Origin of the sequence: Streptococcus sp. HMSC073D05 (genome assembly GCF_001812015.1) — a bacterium.
GTDB lineage: Bacteria > Bacillota > Bacilli > Lactobacillales > Streptococcaceae > Streptococcus > Streptococcus parasanguinis_D.
In genome coordinates, this window is sequence record NZ_KV807481.1 from 22,975 (window position 1) to 43,726 (window position 20,752).

The following is a 20,752-nucleotide window of genomic DNA, read 5'->3' on the forward strand; positions in this document are numbered from 1 at the left end:
CTAATTCCATACTCTTTATTTATTTTCACTTAAAGTTTTATCTACCAAGCTTGCCCCTAAGACATGCTTGAAATGGTTCAAGGCAAACTGGTGATTTTCAGGAGTGAGCGACGCCACTGCAGGTTCCACGACTTCGATCTGATAGCCGAGATTGTAGGCATCAACCGCTGTATGAAGGACACAGATATCAGTCAATACCCCAGTCAAAATGACGGTATCTACATGACGTTCCCGCAGGCGGATATCTAGGTCCGTTCCTGAAAAAGCAGAATAATGACGTTTGTCCATCCAAAAGACGCATGGATCCGCTTTGTGCTCCCGATAAAAATCTGCCAAAGGTCCGTACAAATCACGTCCGCTAGTCCCAATGATATTATGAGGTGGGAAGAGCTTGCTTTCAGGATGAAATGGATCCTCTACATCATGCGCATCAATGGCAAAAAAGACATAGGCTCCTTGGTCAAAGGCCAATTGGGTCACCTGAGCAATGGTCTCAGAAATGGCTTGTGCAGGAGCACCTGCCGTAAGTTTACCATCATCTGCTACGAAATCGACAGTGTAGTCAATTGAAATCAAGGCTTTAGTCATTAGTAATCTCTTTTCTTAATTTCCTCAAAGATATCTGGAATCAACACTTTGAGATAGGTTCCCTTCATTCCAAGAGAACGGCTTTCAATAATACCAGCTGACTCCAATTTCCGGAGTGCATTGACAATCACAGAGCGGGTAATGCCAATCCGATCCGCGATGATAGAAGCAGTCAACTGTCCCTCATTTCCTTTCAATTCACTAAGGATGGCAGAAACAGCCCGCAATTCAGAGTAAGACAAGGTATTGACAGCCATATTCACCGCTGTCCGACGACGAATATTCTTCTCGTCTTCCTCGCGTTGGTAGTTCAACATTTGAATCCCTACCACGGTACTCGCAATCTCAACCAAGATCAAATCATCATCCGCAAACTGTTTATCATTGCGCCAAATGATCAAGGAACCCAACCGAATCCCAGAAACATGGATAGGCGCAATGGTGGTCAAGCCATCAGGAAATTCAGACTTGGTTTCGACCGGAAAGATACTCAAATCATGGTCCACATCTAAATTAGCTTCCGTATCATAAACTAAGCTTGCCGCCTTGGCATAATCTTCTGGTAATTTTTTATTTTGAAAGAAAGCTTCTACCCGGTCATTGTTGGTCTTGTAACGCATGAAATAACCAAGAAGGGTTCCCTTGCTATTAATGATACAGGCATTACAGTGGATAATATCCGCTAATTGCTGGGCAATATCATTATAAGGCATCTCGAACTGCAACTGTTCATCAGTCCGTTTCAAGATGGATGTAATTTTACGTGTCTTTTCTAATAAGTTTGCCATAATAAACCTCGCATATAGTCAGCTCAAGTATATCATATAAGTGTGGGAATTTCAATCAAATTATCTGAAAATTATTTATTTTTTCTACAATTATGCGCAATTCAGAAAAATGGCGATGAGATAACATGGATTTTATAGAATGAAACAAAAAAAGAGAGTGGGACAGAAATCAGTAATTCGTTAGAATTCGATTTCGTCGTCCCACCTCCGCACAGTTGAGTAAGGCTGTAAAAGCTGATGAAATCAGCGTAGTATATCCCACTCAACCACTGCGTCTTGCTCGACAATCCAAAAACAATTGAGAGGCCAGGACTTTTGTCCAGCCTCTTTTAACTAATTAACGTTTGTATTGCTTCAAGAAACGAGTCATTTTTTCTTGAATTTGAGCTAACTCATCGACACGTGGAAGGTAAACGATCCGGAAGTGATCTGGATCTTTCCAGTTAAAGCCGCGGCCATGAACCAAGAGAATTTTTTCTTGCTTCAAGAACTCTAAAACAAATTGCTCGTCATCATCCACGCGGTACATGTCCCGATCAATCTTAGGGAAGATATAGAGACCAGCTTTTGGCTTAACAGCTGAGAGGCCTGGAATATCATTGATGGCTTTGTAGATAAAGTTGCGTTGTTCATAAATTCGACCACCTGGAAGTAAAAGTTCATCCACGGATTGGTAGCCTCCAAGAGAGGTTTGCACAACATGTTGAGACAAGACATTTGAACAAAGACGCATATTGGACAACATGTTCAAGCCTTCGATATAGCCCTTCACGTGATGCTTTGGTCCGGACAGAACCATCCAACCAACACGGAAACCGGCAATCCGGTGAGATTTTGACAAGCCATTCATACTCACACAGAAGAGATCCGGCGCTAAACTTGCGATAGCTGTGTGTTTTTCACCATCCATGACCAAGCGATCATAGATCTCGTCCGCAAAGATGATCAAGTTATTTTGACGAGCGATCTCTACAATCTCAAGCAGGATCTCATCTGGATAGAGGGCACCTGTTGGATTATTCGGGTTGATGACAACGATAGCCTTGGTGTTTGAGGTGATTTTCGACTTGATATCCTCAATATCTGGATACCAGTTTGCTTCTTCATCACAAAGATAGTGAACCGCATTCCCACCAGCTAGGCTGACGGCTGCTGTCCAAAGAGGATAGTCCGGCATGGGAACCAAGACCTCATCCCCATTGTCGAGCAGTCCTTGCATGGACATGACGATCAGCTCACTCACTCCATTCCCAAGGTAAATATCATCAATATCCACATTTGGAATTTTTTTCAACTGGCAGTACTGCATGATGGCTTTGCGGGCTGAAAAAATCCCTTTTGAATCTGAATAGCCTTCACTATCACGCGCATTCATGATCAAATCATGGATGACTTCATCTGGAGCTGTAAAGCCAAATTCAGCAGGATTCCCTGTATTCAAACGTAGAATTTTTTCTCCATTTGCTCGCATGCGCATGGCTTCTTCCAAGACTGGACCACGAATATCGTATGCGACATGTTCGAGTTTGCTTGATTTATTATATTCCTTCATATTCTGCCTCGATTCACGAAATTATCTCTATTATACCACTAGTTGAAATAGAGTACAAACCGAGGACTTTAAAAATTCTGCAAAAATATAGTAGAAAAGCGAGACTTTACCTTTACATTCTAACTCAAAAGAGATAAAATATAAGTGTATAAAGAATAGGATTCCCTTCTATTCTATCCATGTTTTCAAGCTATAAGGAGGTAGGATTATGTCTCAAAAATACGAAAACATTATGGTCGCTGTCGACGGTTCCCATGAAGCAGAATTAGCCTTTGAAAAAGGGGTTAATGTTTCTCTTCGCAACGGCTCTAAATTGACTATTGCCCACGTCATCGATACCCGTGCCCTTCAAAGCGTCTCAACTTTTGATGCTGAGGTCTACGAAGAATTGCAAGAAGAAGCAAATGAATTGCTCAAAGGCTACAAGGAACGTGCTGAAAAAGTCGGCGTTCAAAATGTTGTGACTGTTGTAGAAATGGGAAATCCAAAAGTCCTCTTGGCAAATGATATCCCAAGTAAAGAAGGGGTTGACCTTATTATGGTCGGGGCTACCGGACTCAATGCCTTCGAACGGTTAATGGTCGGATCCTCCTCAGAATATATCCTTCGCCACGCCAAAGTAGACTTACTAGTGGTACGTGATAAGGATAAAACCATGTAAGAAACAAAAAGTTTGGAACAAAGGTTCCAAACTTTTTTAGTTGTCTTTCTTTGCTTCTTTTTGTTTTGCATGTTTTTCATAGGCCTTGAGCTGGCGATCGAGTTCTTTTTTGATAGCTGGTTCCGGGGCGTATTTTTCTTCCCAATCATCTGGCTTCAGAATTTTGTGGGTTACTGGATCAAAGTGCGCCTTTCCATCTGGGAAAATCTTGCCCATATTGGCCCGGTGAACAATCTCAAAGACCTCTTCAGGATCGACTCCCATTAGTACAAAGCTACCATAAGTCAGATAGAGGGTATCAATCAAGGCATCAACCTGCCCCACCATGGAGATCTCAGCTGGATGCTTGCCACGAACCTTATCTGCAGCCTTATCCAAGGCTTCGTGAAGAGCTGCTACCGAGCGGTCAAATTCTTCCTCACTTGTGCTAGCTGCTCGGACAAATTCTACCAACTCCTCTTGCTTGAACATGGTTCGATAAAGGGCGTCTTGAGGCTGCCAAACAACTGGTTTCTCCTGGGTTTCTCCATCCATCACACCATGGAAGGTTTTGACCTTATTGAAGTGATCATCCTTAGAAAGAAAGAGTTCTTTCTCTGAGAGAATACCAAAGTGTTGCAGGGCCTTTTGGATGCCATCCTTGCCATTACTAGTCGTGGTATGCTTGGCAATTGCCTTGACACTGGTCGTCCCATTTCCCATCGCAATAGACAAGCCAACACCTGACAGCATCTCTAAGTCATTATCAGAATCTCCAAAAGCCATCACTTCATCGATGTCAAAGCCAAATTCCTGACCAACGATGCGGATCCCTTCTAGCTTGGAAATCCCTGGGTTGAGGACATCTGCTGCAAAAGGACTAGACCGTGTGAATTTCAGATCTGGAAACTCTTTTTCAATTTTTGCAGTCTCTTCTGGACTCGATAAGATCAACACTTGGTAGATCGGTTCTTGCGCTAGTGCATAGAGGGTGTCCTGATCTTGTGGGACGACCTTGCTGACCACTTTGTTAAATCCTCGACTGACTGTACGGGCCATTTTGCGGGGCACAAAGCGACTAGACCAGGTTGAAATAGGACTCATCCCAAAACTCATGATCCGAGAACCAAATACCCCATCCTTGGTACCGAGAGCAATTTCCTTGCGGTGTTCTCGAGCATAGTCAATTAGTTGGTGCAGACTCTTTTTATCGATTGGGCTGGTAAACAGTACGCGGTCCTTGGTCAAAATATACTGACCATTATAGGTCACGGCAAAATCAAAACCATAGCGTTCCATAAACGGTTTGACAAAGGCCGGTCCCCGCCCTGTCGCAAGGCCTACATAGATCCCTTCTTCCTTTAAAGACTGAATAGCTTTTTCTGTTGATTTTAAAACTGCTCGACTGTCATTGACCAAGGTTCCATCGATATCAAAAAAGACTGCTTTTATTTCCATGTCTACTGTTTCTTTCTTTTTATGATAAAATAAATTATATCACATATTCCAAGGAGCTTCACATGTTTAAGAAAATTTTAGCACTACATACCGGAGGGACCATCTCGATGGCTGCAGATGACTCTGGAGCAGTGATTACCAATGAAGTCAATCCCATGACCCAAGTTACTTCACCAATTGAAGGGATTGCAGTCACCTCAGAGGACTTCTTCAACCTTCCCAGCCCTCAAATGACCCCTCGTCACATGTTAGCCCTGTATCAAAAAATCAAAGAAGAAGCTCACAACTATGATGGCATCGTTATTACCCACGGGACAGATACGCTGGAAGAAACGGCTTATTTCTTGGATACCATGGAGTTACCAGAGATCGCTGTGGTCATTACAGGAGCTATGCGAAGCTCCAACGAGCTCGGAAGCGATGGCGTCTATAATTTTCTGATAGCCCTTCGAGTGGCTGCCGATCCAAAAGCACGTGATAAAGGGGTCTTAGTCGTCATGAACGATGAAATTCATGCGGCTAAGTACGTCACCAAAACCCATACCACCAATGTCAGCACCTTTCAGACACCAACCCACGGCCCACTAGGTTTGGTCATGAAAAAGGAAATCCTCTTCTTTAAAACAGCCGAGCCAAGGGTGCGCTTTGATCTCGATACCATCGATGGGTTCGTTCCGATTATTGCTACCTATGCAGGGATGAAAACTGATCTGCTGGACATGCTGGATCTTTCAAAGCTCGATGGCCTCATTATCGAAGCCTTTGGAGCAGGAAACATCCCTAAAGAAACGGCACATAAACTCCAAGAATTCATGGATGCAGGCCTTCCAATCGCTTTAGTATCCCGTTGCTTCAACGGGATCGCTGAACCCGTCTACGCATATGAAGGAGGAGGCGTCCAACTCCATCAAGCAGGTGTCTTTTTCATCAAAGAATTAAATGCCCCCAAAGCGCGCATCAAACTCCTCATCGCCCTCAATGCAGGCCTAAAAGGACAAGAACTCAAAGAATATATCGAAGGGTAGTATAAGATACAAAGCCCGTAAAATGCCAAGTGAAAATAGGGAGTAGGACAGAAGCGATACTTTGGCAGACGCTTCGTCGTCCTACCCCCACAAGGCTGATTAGGATTCTTCCGAGCTCATAAAGCGAGAGAAGAGTCCAATCAGCTACTGTGTCTTGAAGTTAGTACTCGTATAGTTGGCATTTTTTCACACAGCATTTAGGGCGTGTTCAATTCGTGTAACGACAAGCACTATGGTGCCTTGCCGACACGACTCACTAACTCCTCAGGTGGATGGTATCGATCCACCTTCGTCCTGTCGCATTTCATCAAGATACAAAGGGCGTAAAATGCCATCTTAAAGGGAGTAGAGTGGAATCCAAAGAATTTCCACTCTACTCCCTTTTTATACTCTAGTCTAAATGTTCTTTCTTTTCTAAGTAAAGCGAGAGCAGATGCCAATCGGGGTGTTCGCGCCAATCTGGCGTTGCTACGATCTGGCTGGCAACTTTCCTTGCTTCTTCTAGAATGGGATAATCTTCTACCAAATCCGCCACTTGAAATTCTGGTATCCCAGATTGACGGGTTCCAAAGATTTCACCTGAGCCTCGCATTTTCAAATCTTCTTCCGCTAGCACAAACCCATTGGTCGTCTCTGTCATGATTTTCATGCGCTGCTTGCCACTATCTGTCTTAGGATTGGCTACTAGAATAGCATAGGATTGCTTGTTTCCCCGACCAACCCGGCCTCGAAGCTGGTGAAGTTGGCTAAGTCCAAACCGATCTGCATCCATAATGACCATAACGGTTGCATTGGGTACGTTGACTCCTACTTCAATAACGGTCGTAGACACCAAAACATCGACTTGGTGCTCTTTAAAGGCCTGCATGATGGCATCTTTTTCTTCACTTTTCATCTTCCCGTGAAGAAGAGAAACGCGTGCTCGCTGCCCAAAGAAGGCCTCTAGCTCTTCTTGAAGGGCAAGGGCGTTTTTCAAATCTAGCGCCTCTGACTCCTCGATCAATGGAGAAATAAAGTAGGCCTGAGAACCCTTGCCAAGTTCTTTCACTAACCAGTCGAGGACCACTTCTAACTGCTCATGCTTGACCCAACGTGTGATGATTTCCTTACGTCCAGCAGGCATCTGGTCAATGATGGACACATCCATATCGCCAAAGGCTGTAATAGCCAAGGTCCGGGGAATAGGGGTCGCCGTCATCATCAGGACGTCTGGATTTTGTCCTTTTTCTCGAAGGATACGGCGCTGGGAAACCCCAAAACGGTGCTGTTCATCAATAATGACCAAGCCTAGATCTTGGTAGTGAACTCCCTCTTGAATCAAGGCATGTGTCCCCACAATCAGTTGGGCTGTTCCTGAGGCGATCTCTTCTAAGACTTCTCGTTTCTCAGCCGCCTTTAATCCTCCTGTTAGAAGGGCAATTGGCAAATCTGGAAAAAGATTTTGCAAGCTTTCCTTGTGTTGCTCTGCCAAAATCTCCGTTGGAACCATCAAGGCAGCTTGCTTCCCAGCGCTTAAGGCTGCATACATAGCAAGACCGGCCACGACTGTCTTCCCGCTTCCCACATCCCCTTGTAAGAGGCGGTTCATATGATAAGGAGAGGCCATATCTGTCAAGATTTCATTCAGGCTGTTTTCTTGAGCTTGCGTTAGCTCAAAAGGAAGCTGTTTTTTTCGTTCTGCTAATTTTTCTGGATTCCAGGCCAAGGAAATCCCTTGGCTGGCATCGTGATTTTCTTCTTTTAGCACTTGGAGTTGCAGCTGGAAAAAGAGGAGCTCTTCAAATTTTACCCGGCGAAGGGCTTGCTTGTACTCTGCCAGATCCTTAGGAAAATGCATAGCTTGCACTGCTTGGGAACGAGACATAAGTTGATAACGATCCCGCAAGACTTGGGGTACATTCTCTTCTAAAAGCTGGTCCAAACCCTGGTCAAACGCTATTTTGATCAATTTCACCAGGCTGTTTTGGCTGACTCCTTGCGTCACTCGATAGACCGGTTGCAAATCATCTTCCACTTGAGCCAGGAGTTTCATCCCTGTCAAACTGCCTTTGGCCTTGTCCCATTTCCCAAAAATCGCCACTGTCTTCTGAACCTCAATTTTGTCTGCTAGATAGGGTTGGTTGAAAAAATTAACCGCAATGACCTGGTCTCCCTGTTTGATCGAAAAACGCAAGCGATTTCGTTTGTAGCCATAATATTGGACATTGGCTGGTGTTGCTACCACCCCAGAGATGACGGCTTTTTCCCCATCTTCCAACTCTAAAACATTGCGCGTTTTGAAGTCTTCATAGCGAAAAGGGAAATACAAGAGCAGATCTTCTAAGGTTTTAATCCCTAACTTTTTAAATTTTTCCGCCGATTTTGGACCGACTCCAGGCAGTACGGATAAGGGTTGGTGTAGATTCATTTCTCCTCCTTTCTTTTATAAAAAAGCAGGTCCATTCGGGAAAATCCCACCTGCTTCTTCTTATTATTCACCTGTATAGTCACGAGGAATCCGATCACTCAAGAGACAGACCACTTCATAATTAATGGTCCCACGGTAATCTGCAACCTCTGTTGCCGTGATTTCTTTCTCGCCCTCTCGTCCAATCAGGGTAACCTTGGTCCCCAGAGGCAATTCTTCTGGAAGGCGAACAGTAATCTGGTCCATCGAAACGCGACCAACAATGGGACAAAACTCACCCTTGATCAGTACATGGAAATTTTGCATCTCTCGGATCCAGCCATCCGCATAGCCGATAGGAATCGTCCCGATCCATTGGGGTTCTTCTGTCGTATAGGTTGCTCCGTAGCCAATATCTTGACCAGCTTCTAACTGTTTCACATGAACTAACTCGCTCACCAAACTCAAGGCTGGCTTAATTTCATAAGGCAAGGCTAGCACAGAACCGCTGGGATTCAAGCCATACATGACATCTCCCAAGCGCACAGCTGTGAAAATCGTATCCGCATGCCACAAAGAGGTGGCTGAATTACTCGCATGGACAATGGGAGGAAGGGTTTCAAGAGCAGCCAATACTTCTTTGAAAAACTGGTATTGCGCTTGGAATTTTCGATCATCTGCCTCATCTGCTGTCGCAAAATGAGTAAAGATTCCTTCAATTTCAGCTCCAGCTGCTAAGAGGAGGCGTTCAGCTTCTTTGATCTCTTCGATCGTTCGGAATCCAATCCGCCCCATTCCAGAATCCACCTTGATATGGACCTTCAATCCTGAAAGATCTGCTTCTTGTCCAAGCAATTGAACCAACCAAGCAAGACTCGCCACCGTTAAGCGGATGTCATGCTCTTTGGCTAGATTCACTGTTTCACTCGGCACAACTCCCAAAATCAAAAGAGGGTGTTGCAAACCTTCTTCACGAATTTCAAGGGCTTCATCCATATTGGAAACACAAAAACCATCTACCTGAGGTGCCAATTTTTTGGTCACCGCAACGACCCCATGACCATAGGCGTTGGCCTTGACGACTGCATATTTCAAGGCTTGACTTGGAATATGCTCACTGACTTGTTGCACATTAAAGGCAATGGCATCCAAATCGACTCTTGCAACCGTTGGTCTATGTTTACTTGCTTTCATTTTCTTCCTCCAAAATGACACTGGTCGACACTAGGTCTCCCTTATGACTGATCGAAATCCATACCTTCCCAGAAAAAGGAGACTTGGAAAAATAGGGAGCTCCGTGGGCATCATTTAAAATTTCTAACTCTTGAAAACCAACCGGTCCAATCCCTGTTCCCATTGCCTTTGAAAAGGCTTCTTTGGCGGACCATCGGCCCGTTAAGTATTCCATTTTCCGTTTTCCAGACAATTCCTCAAAGCGCTCTCGCTCAGCCTCGGTTAAGACTTTTTCAGCGAATCGGGTATTCTTCTGATAGGCTTTTTCAATCGCAGCGATCGATTCGATATCGATGCCATGTCCTTTGATCATCTTGTTTTATCCTTATTTATCGTTTCAGTATCGTTTTACTGACAAAAGAGAAGAGGCTAAAGAATCACTCCTTCCGCCCCTGCCTTTTACTTATTCATCGTTGCAATTTCTTTGACCAAGGCCTGTGTTTTTTCCCAACCCAGGCAAGGGTCTGTGATGGATTGACCATAAACCACTGGTTCATTTTGACGGCCATCTTCTAGATAGGATTCAATCATGAAACCACGAACTAAAGTTGCCAAATCCTTGTTCCAAGCACGGTTCATCATGGTTTCTCTCACGATGCGTACTTGCTCTTCGAATTGTTTGCCAGAATTGTCATGGTTGGTATCCACCAGGATGAAGGGATGTTGCAAGCCCATTTCGCTATAGCGTTTTGCTGCCGCTAGCAAATCTTCATAATGGTAGTTTGGAATATTCTTACCACTTGCATCCAAGCCTCCACGAAGGATCGCATGGGCTAAAGGATTTCCTGATGTTTCCACTGCTTGGGCATTGAACAAAAAGTTTTGGGGATGTTGGGCTGCATAAATCGCATTGAACATGACAGAAAGATTTCCAGAAGTTGGATTCTTCATGCCTGTCGGAGCAGAGATCCCACTAGATACAAAGCGGTGCTCCTGGTCTTCAACTGAACGAGCTCCAATGGCATGATAAGAAATTAAATCCTCAACATAAGGAAGACTTGCTGGATAAAGCAACTCATCCGCAGTTGTCAAACCAGTCTCGGTAATCACACGGTAGTGGAGATGTCGGACTGCTTTCAAACCATCCACAAAGCTTGGTGCTGCATGTGTATCTGGTTGGTGCATCAAGCCTTTATAGCCATCCCCATTGGTCCGAGGTTTAGCCGTATAGACCCGCATCACAATGAAAATTTGATCTTTCACTTGCTCTTGCAAGTCTGCCAAACGACGGGCATACTCCATCACAGCTTCTTCATTATCAGAAGAGCAAGGCCCGATCACAAGAAGGATCCGTTGGTCTTCTCCTTTGATAATAGCTTCCAATTCTCGATCACGCGCTTCTTTGCGCTCCAAGGCTGGACCTTCCAAGCGGTAAAGCGAAGTGATCTCTTGCTCATCAATCTTATTGCTCTTCGTAATGAATACCATACGGCCTCCTTATGCTACCTAGACCCATCCTCTTTCTATTTCAGAGGAGCTCTTAAAATTTACGTCCGTGACAGTTTTTGAATTTCTTACCTGAACCACAAGGGCATAAATCGTTGCGTTTCACTTGTGACAAGTCAATATCTGCTGGAATATCTTGTTGTTGCGCTGCAATGTTGCGAGTCGCAGTTGTTGAAATACTGTGTTCCGTACGTGGACGTTCTTGTTCGTGAATTTGGGCTTTCATCATGAGACGAGTCACATCAAATTCAATCGATCCGATCATATCGTTAAACATACGGAAACTTTCTGATTGGTATTCTACCACTGGGTTATTTTGCGCATACCCACGGAGTCCAACCGCATTTCGCAATTGATCCAAAGCATCGATATGGTCCGTCCACTTGCTGTCCACCACACGAAGGATCAAGACTTTTTGGAATTCTTGCACAGACTCTTCGTCACGCAATTTCGCTACTTGGCTAGCATAGATTTCTTCTGCACGTGCATACAAGTAATCGATAACTTCCTTGTCAGATTTTCCTTCAATATCGCTTGCAGAAATCGTATCTTCCGGAACCAAATTGTATTTGGCAAAGTTCAGAATCGCTTCAACGCGTTCTTCCTTGCTTGAGTGGCTGGCCCCTTCAACAATCCGTTTGATGGTCCGTTTGATCATGGCCTTGATTTCAGGTGCCAAGTCACGGTTAGCTGTGATAACATCATAGCGTTCAGCGTAGATAATTTCCCGTTGTTCCCGCATCACGTCATCGTATTGAAGGACTTGTTTACGGGTATCGTAGTTGTTTCCTTCAACCCGTTTTTGTGCACCCTCTACTTGACGTGTGAACATATTTGAACGGATCACCGATTCTTCTTCGCTCAACTTGAAGCGATCAAGCACTGCTTTGATACGCTCTGAACCGAAACGACGCATCAACTCATCTTCAAGAGAAAGGTAGAATTGAGATTCACCTGGGTCCCCTTGACGTCCAGAACGTCCACGCAACTGGTTATCAATACGACGGCTTTCGTGACGCTCTGTACCAATCACACAAAGTCCACCAAGTTCACGAACTCCTTCACCGAGCTTGATATCGGTACCACGTCCGGCCATGTTGGTCGCGATGGTAACAGCACCACGTTGACCAGCGTTCATGATGATTTGCGCTTCTTTGTAGTGGTTTTTCGCATTCAAAACTTCGTGAGGGACACCTGCTTGAACCAACAATTGAGAAAGGTAATCACTGGTTTCAACGGCAACGGTACCTACGAGGACTGGTTGACCTTTTTCATGACGAGACTTGACATCTTCTACAACAGCCTTGAATTTTGATTTCAAGCTTGGGTAGAGAAGGTCTGGATGGTCAATACGAGCAATCGGACGGTTGGTTGGAATTGGAATCACGCGAATGTTATAAATTTCACGGAATTCTTCTTCTTCAGTTTTCCCTGTCCCTGTCATCCCTGACAACTTCTTGTACATACGGAAGAGGTTTTGGTAAGTAATCGATGCAGATGTTTTGGTTTCTTCTTGAACTGGAACACCTTCTTTGGCTTCGATCGCTTGGTGAAGACCATCAGAATAACGACGACCTTCCATGGTCCGACCAGTAAATTGGTCGACGATCAAGATTTCTTGATCTTCGCTGACCACATAGTCGATATCCAAAATCATGATGTAGTTGGCACGAAGGGCGTTGTCGATAAAGTGAGTCAAAGCTACGTTTTCAATATCGTACAAGTTTTCAAGATTAAAGTAGCTTTCTGCTTTATCGATTCCTGAATCAGACAAACCGATGGTTTTAGATGGGACATCGATAATGTAATCGTCCTCTGTCAAGGTCTTCACATAAGCATCCGCCATGTGATAGAGCTGGCTCGTATCAGAAGCTGTCTGACCAGAAACGATCAACGGAGTACGGGCTTCGTCAATCAAGATGGAGTCTACCTCATCGACCAAGGCATAGTTCAATGGACGTTGAACCATGTTTTCTGCACGCACAACCATGTTGTCACGCAAGTAGTCAAAACCAATCTCTGAGTTGGTTGAGTAAGTGATATCACAGAGGTAAGCTTCTTTTTTCTCAGCTGGAGATTTTGCTGCAAGGTTGATCCCTACTGAAAGGCCAAGCCATGAGTATAGTTCTCCCATCTCTGTTGCATCCCGCTCTGTCAAGTATTCATTGACGGTGACAACGTGCACCCCTTTGCCAGACAAGGCATTCAAGTATACCGGCATGGTTGCTGTCAGGGTTTTTCCTTCCCCTGTACGCATCTCTGGTACGTCACCATGGTGAAGGACGATTCCCCCCATGACCTGAACCTTGTATGGGAACAAACCAAGAACCCGTTTTGCAGCTTCACGAACAACTGCAAAAGCCTCGTACAAGAGATCATCCAAAGACTCACCATCTTGGTAACGTTGCTTAAACTCAACTGTTTTCGCTTTTAATTCGTCATCCGTCAAAGCTGCCATTTGGTCTTCATAAGAAAAGACCTTATCAGCCATTTTTTCAAGGCGTTTGATTTCGCCTCGATCATTTTCAATAATTGTTTTTAATAAATTTGCCATTTTTTTCCTTACTTTGAATTTTTCAAAATCTAAAATGTTCTTTTTATTCTAGCATTTTTTAAACATTTTTTCAAGATCAAGGCTGTATCTTACAAGACTTTCGAGTGGTTTTTTTCGTGTAAGAAAATCCAAAAAGATGCCTGCTCAAGCAGACATCTTTTCTTTAGGCGATCGTTATTCAGACAAATGGTAAGAATAGCTTGCCACAACCACTTCTTCATGCCAACGAAGTGCATACTTCAATTTCAAACTCATTTGGTTGTGGAGAACATTTTGCCAATGTTTTTTAGGAATAAATTGAGGGACTAAGACTGTAACAGTGTTCCCTTTTTCCTTGGCCTCCTCAGCTACTTTTGAGACAAATTCAACCGTTGGTTGGATAATATCTCGGTAACTCGTCATGACATTTTCAAAGCGAATATGAGGGAAATAACGCTTAAATTCTTCTGCTACCTCAGCGTCTTTAACCTTGGTTTCTTCCGTTGAGACGTGCATAGCTATAACATCGTTTCCTAGGCTATTTGCATAACTCATAGCTCCCACACTTACCTGAGTGACATTCCCAACAAGGACAATCACGGTATTGCCCGCATAACTTGTCTTTTCGATCTGACCTCCCAAGCGCAATTGAGCCGCAACTTTATCATAGTGATTACGGATACTCAAGAACATCCAAAGCAAAAGACCGATAATAGGGAAGAAGGGCCAGATCTCACGCAGACGGAACAACAAGAGGATCAAGACAATCCCATAACAGATGGCTGCCCCGAGGATATTGGCAAGTGAATACTTGAGAAATCCTTTTTGATATTGGCGTTTCCAGTGGATAACCATCCCTGTTTGAGAAAGGGCAAAAGGAATGAAGACCCCAATGGTATAAAGCGGAATCAAGCTTTCTGTTTGCCCATCAAAGATCAAGAGCAAGACGATGGCACCAATCGCCAAGGTCAAAATCCCATTGGAATAGCCCAGACGATCCCCTTTTTCCATATACATGTGTGGCATGTATTTGTTTTTAGCCATGTTAAAGGCCAACATTGGAAAGGCTGAGAACCCAGTATTCGCCGCAACTGCCAAGATCAAGGCTGTTGATAATTGGAAAACGTAGAAGAAGGCTTGTCCGACCGGAGAATTTCCTAAGATAGCTTGGGCCATTTGAGCTAGAGTTGTTACCCCTTTTGCTGGTACGACACCCACCCAGTAATTGAGGAAGGTAATCCCTGCAAACATGATCCCTAAAATCAAAGCCATGATGGTCAAGGTAGAGGCTGCATTCTTTGCTTTTGGTTTCTTAAAGAAAGGAACCGAATTGGAGATAGCTTCAACCCCTGTTAGGGAAGCTGATCCACTCGTAAAGGCCCGCAACAAGAGAATGACACTAACCCCTGAAATGGTTTGACCCACATGAGCAGTCGCGTTATAGGCCAATTGACCAGTCAGAATTTGGATCACACCATAGCCGATCAAGGCAATGGTACTGACAATGAAAAGGTAGACCGGAATCATCAACGATGTCGCCGATTCGCGCAATCCCCTCAGGTTCATCAGCATCAAGACCAAGACCAACAAAATGGAAATGTGAAGATTATAAGGATGAAGAGAGGGAATCGCTGACGTGATGGCATCTGCACCGGAAGAAACAGACACTGCTACCGTCAGCATGTAGTCGACCAAGAGACTGCCACCAGCGATCAACCCCGCTTTCGGAGACAAATTCTCCGTAGTCACCATGTAGGCCCCTCCGCCTTGAGGATAGGCATGAATGACCTGGCGATAAGAAATCGTTAAACTGGCTAAGAGAACTAGAACCACAATCCCAATTGGAATGGACCACCAAATAGCTCCTGCTGATACCGTCATCAAGACCAGGATAACTTGCTCTGGACCATAGGCAATAGAAGAAAGTGCGTCACTAGAGAGCATGGCCAAGGCCTGCATTTTCCCTAACAGCCCTCCTTCACCTTCTGCACCAGATTTCAACGGACGGCCAATAAACCATTTTTTCAATGTTGAAAACATAAAAAACTCCTTGAAAAAAAGATCATGAGGCCGGGAATCCCCTGCCTCTTTTTCATAAAACAGGGGTTATTCTACTCCTTTTTTTCAAGACTGTCAACCGAAATTGTGAAATTTTCATAAAGTTTTCATTCTTTCCTTCTACCTCCCATAGATAAGACAGTTTCTTTTCAATTTTTTCCAAGCAAAAAACGAGGCTGGGACAAAAGTCCTAGCCTCTTAATTGTTTTTGGATTGTCGAGCAAGACGCAGTGGTTGAGTGGGCTCTACTACGCTGATTTCATCAGCTTTTACAGCCCTACTCAACTGTGCGGAGGCGGGACAAAGAAATCGAATTCTAACGAATTACTGATTTCTGTCCCACTCTCACTTTTTTATTTAGGTTGATTTTCTACATAAGAAGCAATGACATCCGAAGTGTACTGGGCTGTACCAGCCCCAAACTTGTCGATGTTTCCCTTGAATTCTGGATTATAGATATAGCCTTTGCCAATATGGCCAAAAACCTCTATAGAGCAGTCAAATCCATAGGTTCGAATCGCGTCTAACAGTTTGGCTGCTTGATCTTGGTTTTCATTTGCGGATACGGGTAGACCATCTTTGAGATTTTGCGACAAAGTTTGAAAAACTTGGTTAAAGGCTCTTGTTGCCTCATCTTCTCGACCTTTTTGGCGTTCAAGCGCTTGGTTCATGACTTCTTGACCATACTTGTCTACCGCCTCTTGATGGTATTTTTGAGTATCTTGGTAGCTAAATCCAGTAAATTTTTCCTCAATTGTCATTTGTCTTTCTCCTTTTTGTTCTTGAATGGTTTTTTGCAAGGTGGAAATCAAGGTATCTAGACGTTCTCTTTCCTGAGTTAAATAGGTTAACTGCTTGGTTAAATGGGGCAATAAGTTAGACTTTTCTTCGGCTAAGAGTTCTGCTATTTGGTCTAAAGAAAATCCTAGATACTTGTAGTAGAGAATCACCTGTAATCGTTCTAAATCTTCTTGACTGTATGTCCGATAGCCATTTTCAGATTTGACAGGGACGAGAAGTCCTATCTTGTCATAGTAGTGCAAGGTCTTGACAGAGACACCTGACAGCTCTGCAGCTTCTTTGATATGGTACATGATTTCCTCCTTATACTCAATAAAAATCAAAGAGCAAACTAGGAAGCTAGCCGCAGGTTGCTCAAAGCACTGCTTTGAGGTTGTAGATAGAACTGACGAAGTAAGTAACATATATACGGTAAGGCGACGCTGACGTGGTTTGAATTTGATTTTCGAAGAGTATTACAAGGATAGTATAACCCCTCCCCTTAGGTCAGAGTCAAGACTTAACATAAAAATTGTTTTCAGATAAAAAAGGCTTGAGTTGTTCCACAACTTTTAACTCAAACCCTTTCTTTTTTATGGATGACTCACGATCAATTCTAAACCTTGCCCTTCCAAAGTCCAAGATTCAACATCGCTCGGTAAGATAAAGTGACTTCCTTTTTGAATAGGATAATCCTTCCCATCTACCGTCAATTTCCCTTCTCCGGCTAAGACGCTCAACAAGCTGTAATCAGCGGTCTTTTCAAAATCAGCTTTTCCAGTTAGTTCCCACTTGTAAACAGTAAAGAAATCACTGGCAACCAAGGTGGTCATACGAAGATCATCGATCACAACTGTATCTGGATGGCTATTGGCAGGCTCTCCAATGTTCAAGACATCAATTGATTTTTCAAGATGAAGCTCCCGCAAGTTTCCTTGAGCATCCTTGCGGTCAAAATCATAAACCCGGTAGGTGGTATCACTCGACTGTTGGGTTTCAAGGATCAAGATTCCAGATCCAATCGCGTGCATGGTCCCGCTTGGCACATAGAAGAAATCTCCAGCCTTGACAGGAACCTTTGTCAGTAAGGCATCCCAGTTCTTGTCCTCAATTTGCTGACGGAGTTCTTCTTTTGACTTGGCATTGTGTCCATAGATAATCTCGGACCCTTCATCGGCCGCAATCACATACCAACACTCGGTTTTTCCAAGTTCTCCTTCATGCTCCATTGCATAGGTATCATCTGGGTGCACCTGTACACTGAGCCAATCGTTGGCATCCAAAATCTTTGTTAATAAAGGAAAGACAGGCTCTTTACGATTACCGAATAATTCCCGATGCTCTTGATAGAGCTGATCCAATCCCATTCCTTCGAATGGACCATTGGCGACTTTAGAAACTCCATGTGGATGGGCTGAAATCGCCCAAAATTCACCGACATGGTCGCTCGGAATTTCGTAACCAAATTCTTCCCTCAGACGAGTTCCTCCCCAAATTTTTTCCTGCATGACTGAATGTAAAAATAATGGTTGTCCCATAATATCCTCCTCGCATTTCATGTTTCTATTATACAAAAAAAAGAAAGTTTTTGAAAGCCCTTTCTATTGTTTTCCTCTCTCGCCAGAAACTTTATTTTTGTGTATAATGAAAGGGATGACACTAAAAGAAAACATTATCCAACTGGCGCATTCTATTGGGATTTCAAAAATCGGATTTACAACTGCTGATGACTTCGCTTATTTGGAAAAATCGCTCCGCTTGGCCGTTGAGGAAGGACGGAACTCTGGATTCGAGCATAAGAATATTGAAGAGCGCATCCAACCCAAATTAAGTCTCTCCTCCGCCAAGACCATCATCTCAATCGCTGTCGCCTACCCCCACAAACTCAAGCAACAACCTCAAAAAACAGCCTATAAAAGAGGAAAATTCACTCCCAACAGCTGGGGATTAGACTACCATTATGTCCTTCAAGACAAGCTCAACCGTTTAGCTGCTGGGATTGAAGAAATGACGCAAGATTTTGAATATAAGGGCATGGTCGATACTGGAGCACTGGTTGATACGGCTGTCGCCCAACGAGCAGGGATTGGCTTTATCGGAAAAAATGGCTTGGTCATTTCAAAAGAATACGGTTCTTACATGTTTCTGGGGGAATTGATTACCAATCTCGAAATTGAACCAGATCAGCCTGTCGACTATGGTTGTGGAGACTGTCGACGTTGTTTAGATGCATGCCCAACCTCCTGTTTAATCGGAGATGGCTCTATGAATGCCAAACGCTGTTTGTCCTTCCAAACTCAGGACAAGGGCATGATGGACCTAGAATTTCGCAAGAAAATTAAAACGGTCATCTATGGATGTGACATCTGTCAGATTAGCTGCCCTTATAACAAAGGGCTAGATAATCCCTTAGCAACAGAAATCGATCCAGATCTGGCTCATCCAGAATTGCTTCCCTTTATAGAACTGTCCAACGGACAATTTAAGGAAAAATTCGGGCATGTTGCTGGAAGCTGGCGAGGTAAGAATATCCTCCAACGCAATGCCATTATCGCACTGGCCAATGCCAATGACCGCTCATCCATCCCTAAACTCCTGAACATCATCGAGACCTCGCAAAATCAGATCCATATCGCAACGGCTATCTGGTCTTTAGGGCAACTGCTACGTGAAGTCACGCCGGACCTTGTTGAGCTCTTACGGAATATCAAACATCCGACCGATGCTATCATAGAAGAACGAACAGCTTTCTTTGAAAAATTCGGCATTCAAGCAGATTCACAGCTACAATGAAAAAACACTAAGATTGTAACCTTAGTGTTTTTTTAGTTCCTTCAAGAAATACCAACTACCCATCTCTACTTGGTTAAAGCTAATCTCACTTGAATAGACTTCCTTGTAACCATTTTTCGTGTAAAAATAGACATTTCCTTTGGTATTGGTATAAAAGGCTAGTTTTTCACCTTTGATCTCTTCCAAGAAAGGCTCAATTCCTTCTGTCATAAAGCGACTGCCATAGCCCTGCCGTTGGTGTTTAGGGGCGACTGCGAGAAGCATCAAATACCAATCAAAGTCTACATTTTGCTCCAATTCCTTATCCGTGTCCTCCATAAATTTAAAGTAGGACAACATATTCTTCAAGGAAATAAACTTGAGCAAACCGAATCCCCCATTTAAGAGATAGGCCCGAAAAGGAATCGGTCCCTTTTGCAACAAGGCTACCGCATAAATTTCATCGTTTTTTTCTGCCACAAGGCAAATATGGTGCTTGAGAAAAACCTTTACCAGGATGCGCATCATTGCCTCAACAAAGGCAGGATATTGCTTGGGATCCCGAACCAAATCCTTGATGACTTTTAAAAATAGATAGTCCTCAAAGGCTGTACTGGCTACTCGAACCACCTGATCCAGATCTGCTTTTTCTGCTTTTCTGTACTTCATCTTCTCTCCTATTCTAAGTCCACTTTCCAGTATACACTATCCCTCGCTCTTAGACAAAGGTCAATTTTCAGCAATTTGTTCATTCAAGCCAGCAAAAAGAGTCCTCCCCAAACGAGTCCCAGCCCCAAAGCGACGAGGACATCCTTGGGATAATGAACCCCTCCAAGAACTCGGACAAGGGCTAATAGAAGAGATAGGAGCATCGAGCACATTCCAAACGGAAGCGACAACTGACAGACACACATAGAAATAATGGTCGCCGAAAATACATGTCGGCTAGGAAAGGAATGTCCGGATGAATTCTTTTCTAATAAGGGTTGAATCTCCCACTTCTCATAAGGTCTCGGAACATTGACCCAATGACGAAAGATGCTAAACAAGACAAAGCCCGAAGCAGGAATCCAGAAAAAAGGCCAGATGCCTCCCATTGAAGTTTTCTTTAAAAATAGACAACAAAAGACCAGGCCGTAGATGCCTGGCATGGCGAACGTCAGGATTCGATTCGTCCTTTGAAGGACCTGCACACGATGTGGCTTTCTCGTAAAAGGCAGGGTTAGCCAACGATAAAATTTCGGATAATCTTGAAGATTGGGCTTCATGTTGGCACTCCTGTCTATCATCTCATTTTTGTACTACTAGTATACGCGATCCTAAGAAAGCCTGTCAAGCCAGGCTTCTTTTTTATCTTTTCTTTCTTCTTTTTCACATGATTTAGCACTAAAATTTGATGATTTATCATTTTTCTGTCTCCAAGAAACGTCTTTTCCATTACTATTATCGCTAAAAAAATGAGGCTGGGACAAAAGTCCTAGCCTCTTAATTGT

17 protein-coding genes are annotated in these 20,752 nt (G+C 43.8%); 3 read left to right on the forward strand and 14 right to left on the reverse strand.

All coding sequences use genetic code 11. The features are described 5' to 3' along the window. Positions 1 to 15: 15 nt before the first annotated feature. From HMPREF2832_RS00415 to HMPREF2832_RS00425, 3 genes are all read right to left on the reverse strand, one after another. Entirely contained in the window at positions 16 to 588 is a 573-nt protein-coding gene (locus tag HMPREF2832_RS00415) for a cysteine hydrolase family protein (RefSeq protein ID WP_070505225.1), read from the reverse strand. Further along, positions 588 to 1,376: a GTP-sensing pleiotropic transcriptional regulator CodY gene (gene codY / locus HMPREF2832_RS00420; protein WP_024054997.1), complete on the reverse strand. Its 789-nt coding sequence runs from the start codon at positions 1,374 to 1,376 to the stop codon at positions 588 to 590. Before codY ends, HMPREF2832_RS00415 begins: the two co-directional genes overlap by 1 nt. Positions 1,377 to 1,713: 337 nt before the next feature. Then, positions 1,714 to 2,928 (reverse strand): pyridoxal phosphate-dependent aminotransferase, encoded by a 1,215-nt coding sequence (locus tag HMPREF2832_RS00425; protein WP_021153766.1) that lies wholly within the window; start codon positions 2,926 to 2,928, stop codon positions 1,714 to 1,716. A 208-nt stretch (positions 2,929 to 3,136) separates the two neighbouring features. Here HMPREF2832_RS00425 and HMPREF2832_RS00430 point away from each other — a divergent pair, with 208 nt between their 5' ends. Beyond that, positions 3,137 to 3,589 (forward strand): universal stress protein, encoded by a 453-nt coding sequence (locus HMPREF2832_RS00430; protein WP_003008541.1) that lies wholly within the window; start codon positions 3,137 to 3,139, stop codon positions 3,587 to 3,589. 36 nt (positions 3,590 to 3,625) lie between these two features. Here HMPREF2832_RS00430 and HMPREF2832_RS00435 read toward each other — a convergent pair whose 3' ends face one another. Next, a complete protein-coding gene (locus HMPREF2832_RS00435) occupies positions 3,626 to 5,026 on the reverse strand; it encodes a Cof-type HAD-IIB family hydrolase (protein WP_045759800.1) in 1,401 nt (466 codons plus the stop codon). 62 nt (positions 5,027 to 5,088) lie between these two features. On the opposite strand from HMPREF2832_RS00435, the gene HMPREF2832_RS00440 reads away from it, so the two are divergent. Next, on the forward strand, positions 5,089 to 6,051 hold the full coding sequence (locus tag HMPREF2832_RS00440; protein ID WP_070505226.1) for an asparaginase: 963 nt from the start codon (positions 5,089 to 5,091) through the stop codon (positions 6,049 to 6,051). A gap of 391 nt (positions 6,052 to 6,442) precedes the next feature. Here the strand turns inward: HMPREF2832_RS00440 and recG are convergent, their stop codons facing one another. The 8 genes from recG to manA all read right to left on the reverse strand — a co-directional run bounded on the left by recG (position 6,443) and on the right by manA (position 18,025). Continuing rightward, on the reverse strand, positions 6,443 to 8,458 hold the full coding sequence (gene recG / locus HMPREF2832_RS00445) for an ATP-dependent DNA helicase RecG (protein WP_070505227.1): 2,016 nt from the start codon (positions 8,456 to 8,458) through the stop codon (positions 6,443 to 6,445). 63 nt (positions 8,459 to 8,521) lie between these two features. Next, entirely contained in the window at positions 8,522 to 9,631 is a 1,110-nt protein-coding gene (gene alr, locus HMPREF2832_RS00450; RefSeq protein WP_070505228.1) for an alanine racemase, read from the reverse strand. Continuing rightward, the gene (gene acpS, locus HMPREF2832_RS00455) at positions 9,618 to 9,983 is read right to left on the reverse strand and encodes a holo-ACP synthase (RefSeq protein WP_031572889.1); all 366 of its coding nucleotides are present in this window, start codon (positions 9,981 to 9,983) and stop codon (positions 9,618 to 9,620) included. Before acpS ends, alr begins: the two co-directional genes overlap by 14 nt. A gap of 86 nt (positions 9,984 to 10,069) precedes the next feature. Then, entirely contained in the window at positions 10,070 to 11,098 is a 1,029-nt protein-coding gene (locus HMPREF2832_RS00460; protein WP_070505229.1) for a 3-deoxy-7-phosphoheptulonate synthase, read from the reverse strand. A 52-nt stretch (positions 11,099 to 11,150) separates the two neighbouring features. Then, positions 11,151 to 13,670 (reverse strand): preprotein translocase subunit SecA, encoded by a 2,520-nt coding sequence (gene secA / locus HMPREF2832_RS00465; RefSeq protein WP_021153773.1) that lies wholly within the window; start codon positions 13,668 to 13,670, stop codon positions 11,151 to 11,153. Between the two features lie 174 nt (positions 13,671 to 13,844). After that, positions 13,845 to 15,689, reverse strand: a complete 1,845-nt coding sequence (locus HMPREF2832_RS00470) for an APC family permease (protein WP_070505230.1) — start codon at positions 15,687 to 15,689, stop codon at positions 13,845 to 13,847. Between the two features lie 371 nt (positions 15,690 to 16,060). Next, positions 16,061 to 16,801 carry a MerR family transcriptional regulator gene (locus HMPREF2832_RS00475; RefSeq protein ID WP_070505231.1) on the reverse strand — a complete coding sequence of 247 codons (741 nt, stop codon included), beginning with the start codon at positions 16,799 to 16,801 and terminating at the stop codon, positions 16,061 to 16,063. 279 nt (positions 16,802 to 17,080) lie between these two features. Beyond that, positions 17,081 to 18,025 (reverse strand): mannose-6-phosphate isomerase, class I, encoded by a 945-nt coding sequence (gene manA, locus HMPREF2832_RS00480; protein WP_070505232.1) that lies wholly within the window; start codon positions 18,023 to 18,025, stop codon positions 17,081 to 17,083. A 115-nt stretch (positions 18,026 to 18,140) separates the two neighbouring features. Between manA and queG the strand changes: the two genes are divergently transcribed. Beyond that, positions 18,141 to 19,280: a tRNA epoxyqueuosine(34) reductase QueG gene (gene queG, locus HMPREF2832_RS00485; RefSeq protein WP_041818358.1), complete on the forward strand. Its 1,140-nt coding sequence runs from the start codon at positions 18,141 to 18,143 to the stop codon at positions 19,278 to 19,280. A gap of 21 nt (positions 19,281 to 19,301) precedes the next feature. On the opposite strand, the gene HMPREF2832_RS00490 is transcribed toward queG, so the two are convergent. Together HMPREF2832_RS00490 and HMPREF2832_RS00495 are read right to left on the reverse strand one after the other, a co-directional pair. Continuing rightward, positions 19,302 to 19,928: a GNAT family N-acetyltransferase gene (locus HMPREF2832_RS00490; protein WP_070505233.1), complete on the reverse strand. Its 627-nt coding sequence runs from the start codon at positions 19,926 to 19,928 to the stop codon at positions 19,302 to 19,304. Between the two features lie 83 nt (positions 19,929 to 20,011). Continuing rightward, positions 20,012 to 20,527, reverse strand: coding sequence for a phosphatase PAP2 family protein (locus HMPREF2832_RS00495; RefSeq protein WP_070505234.1), 516 nt, complete (start codon positions 20,525 to 20,527; stop codon positions 20,012 to 20,014). Positions 20,528 to 20,752: the final 225 nt, after the last annotated feature.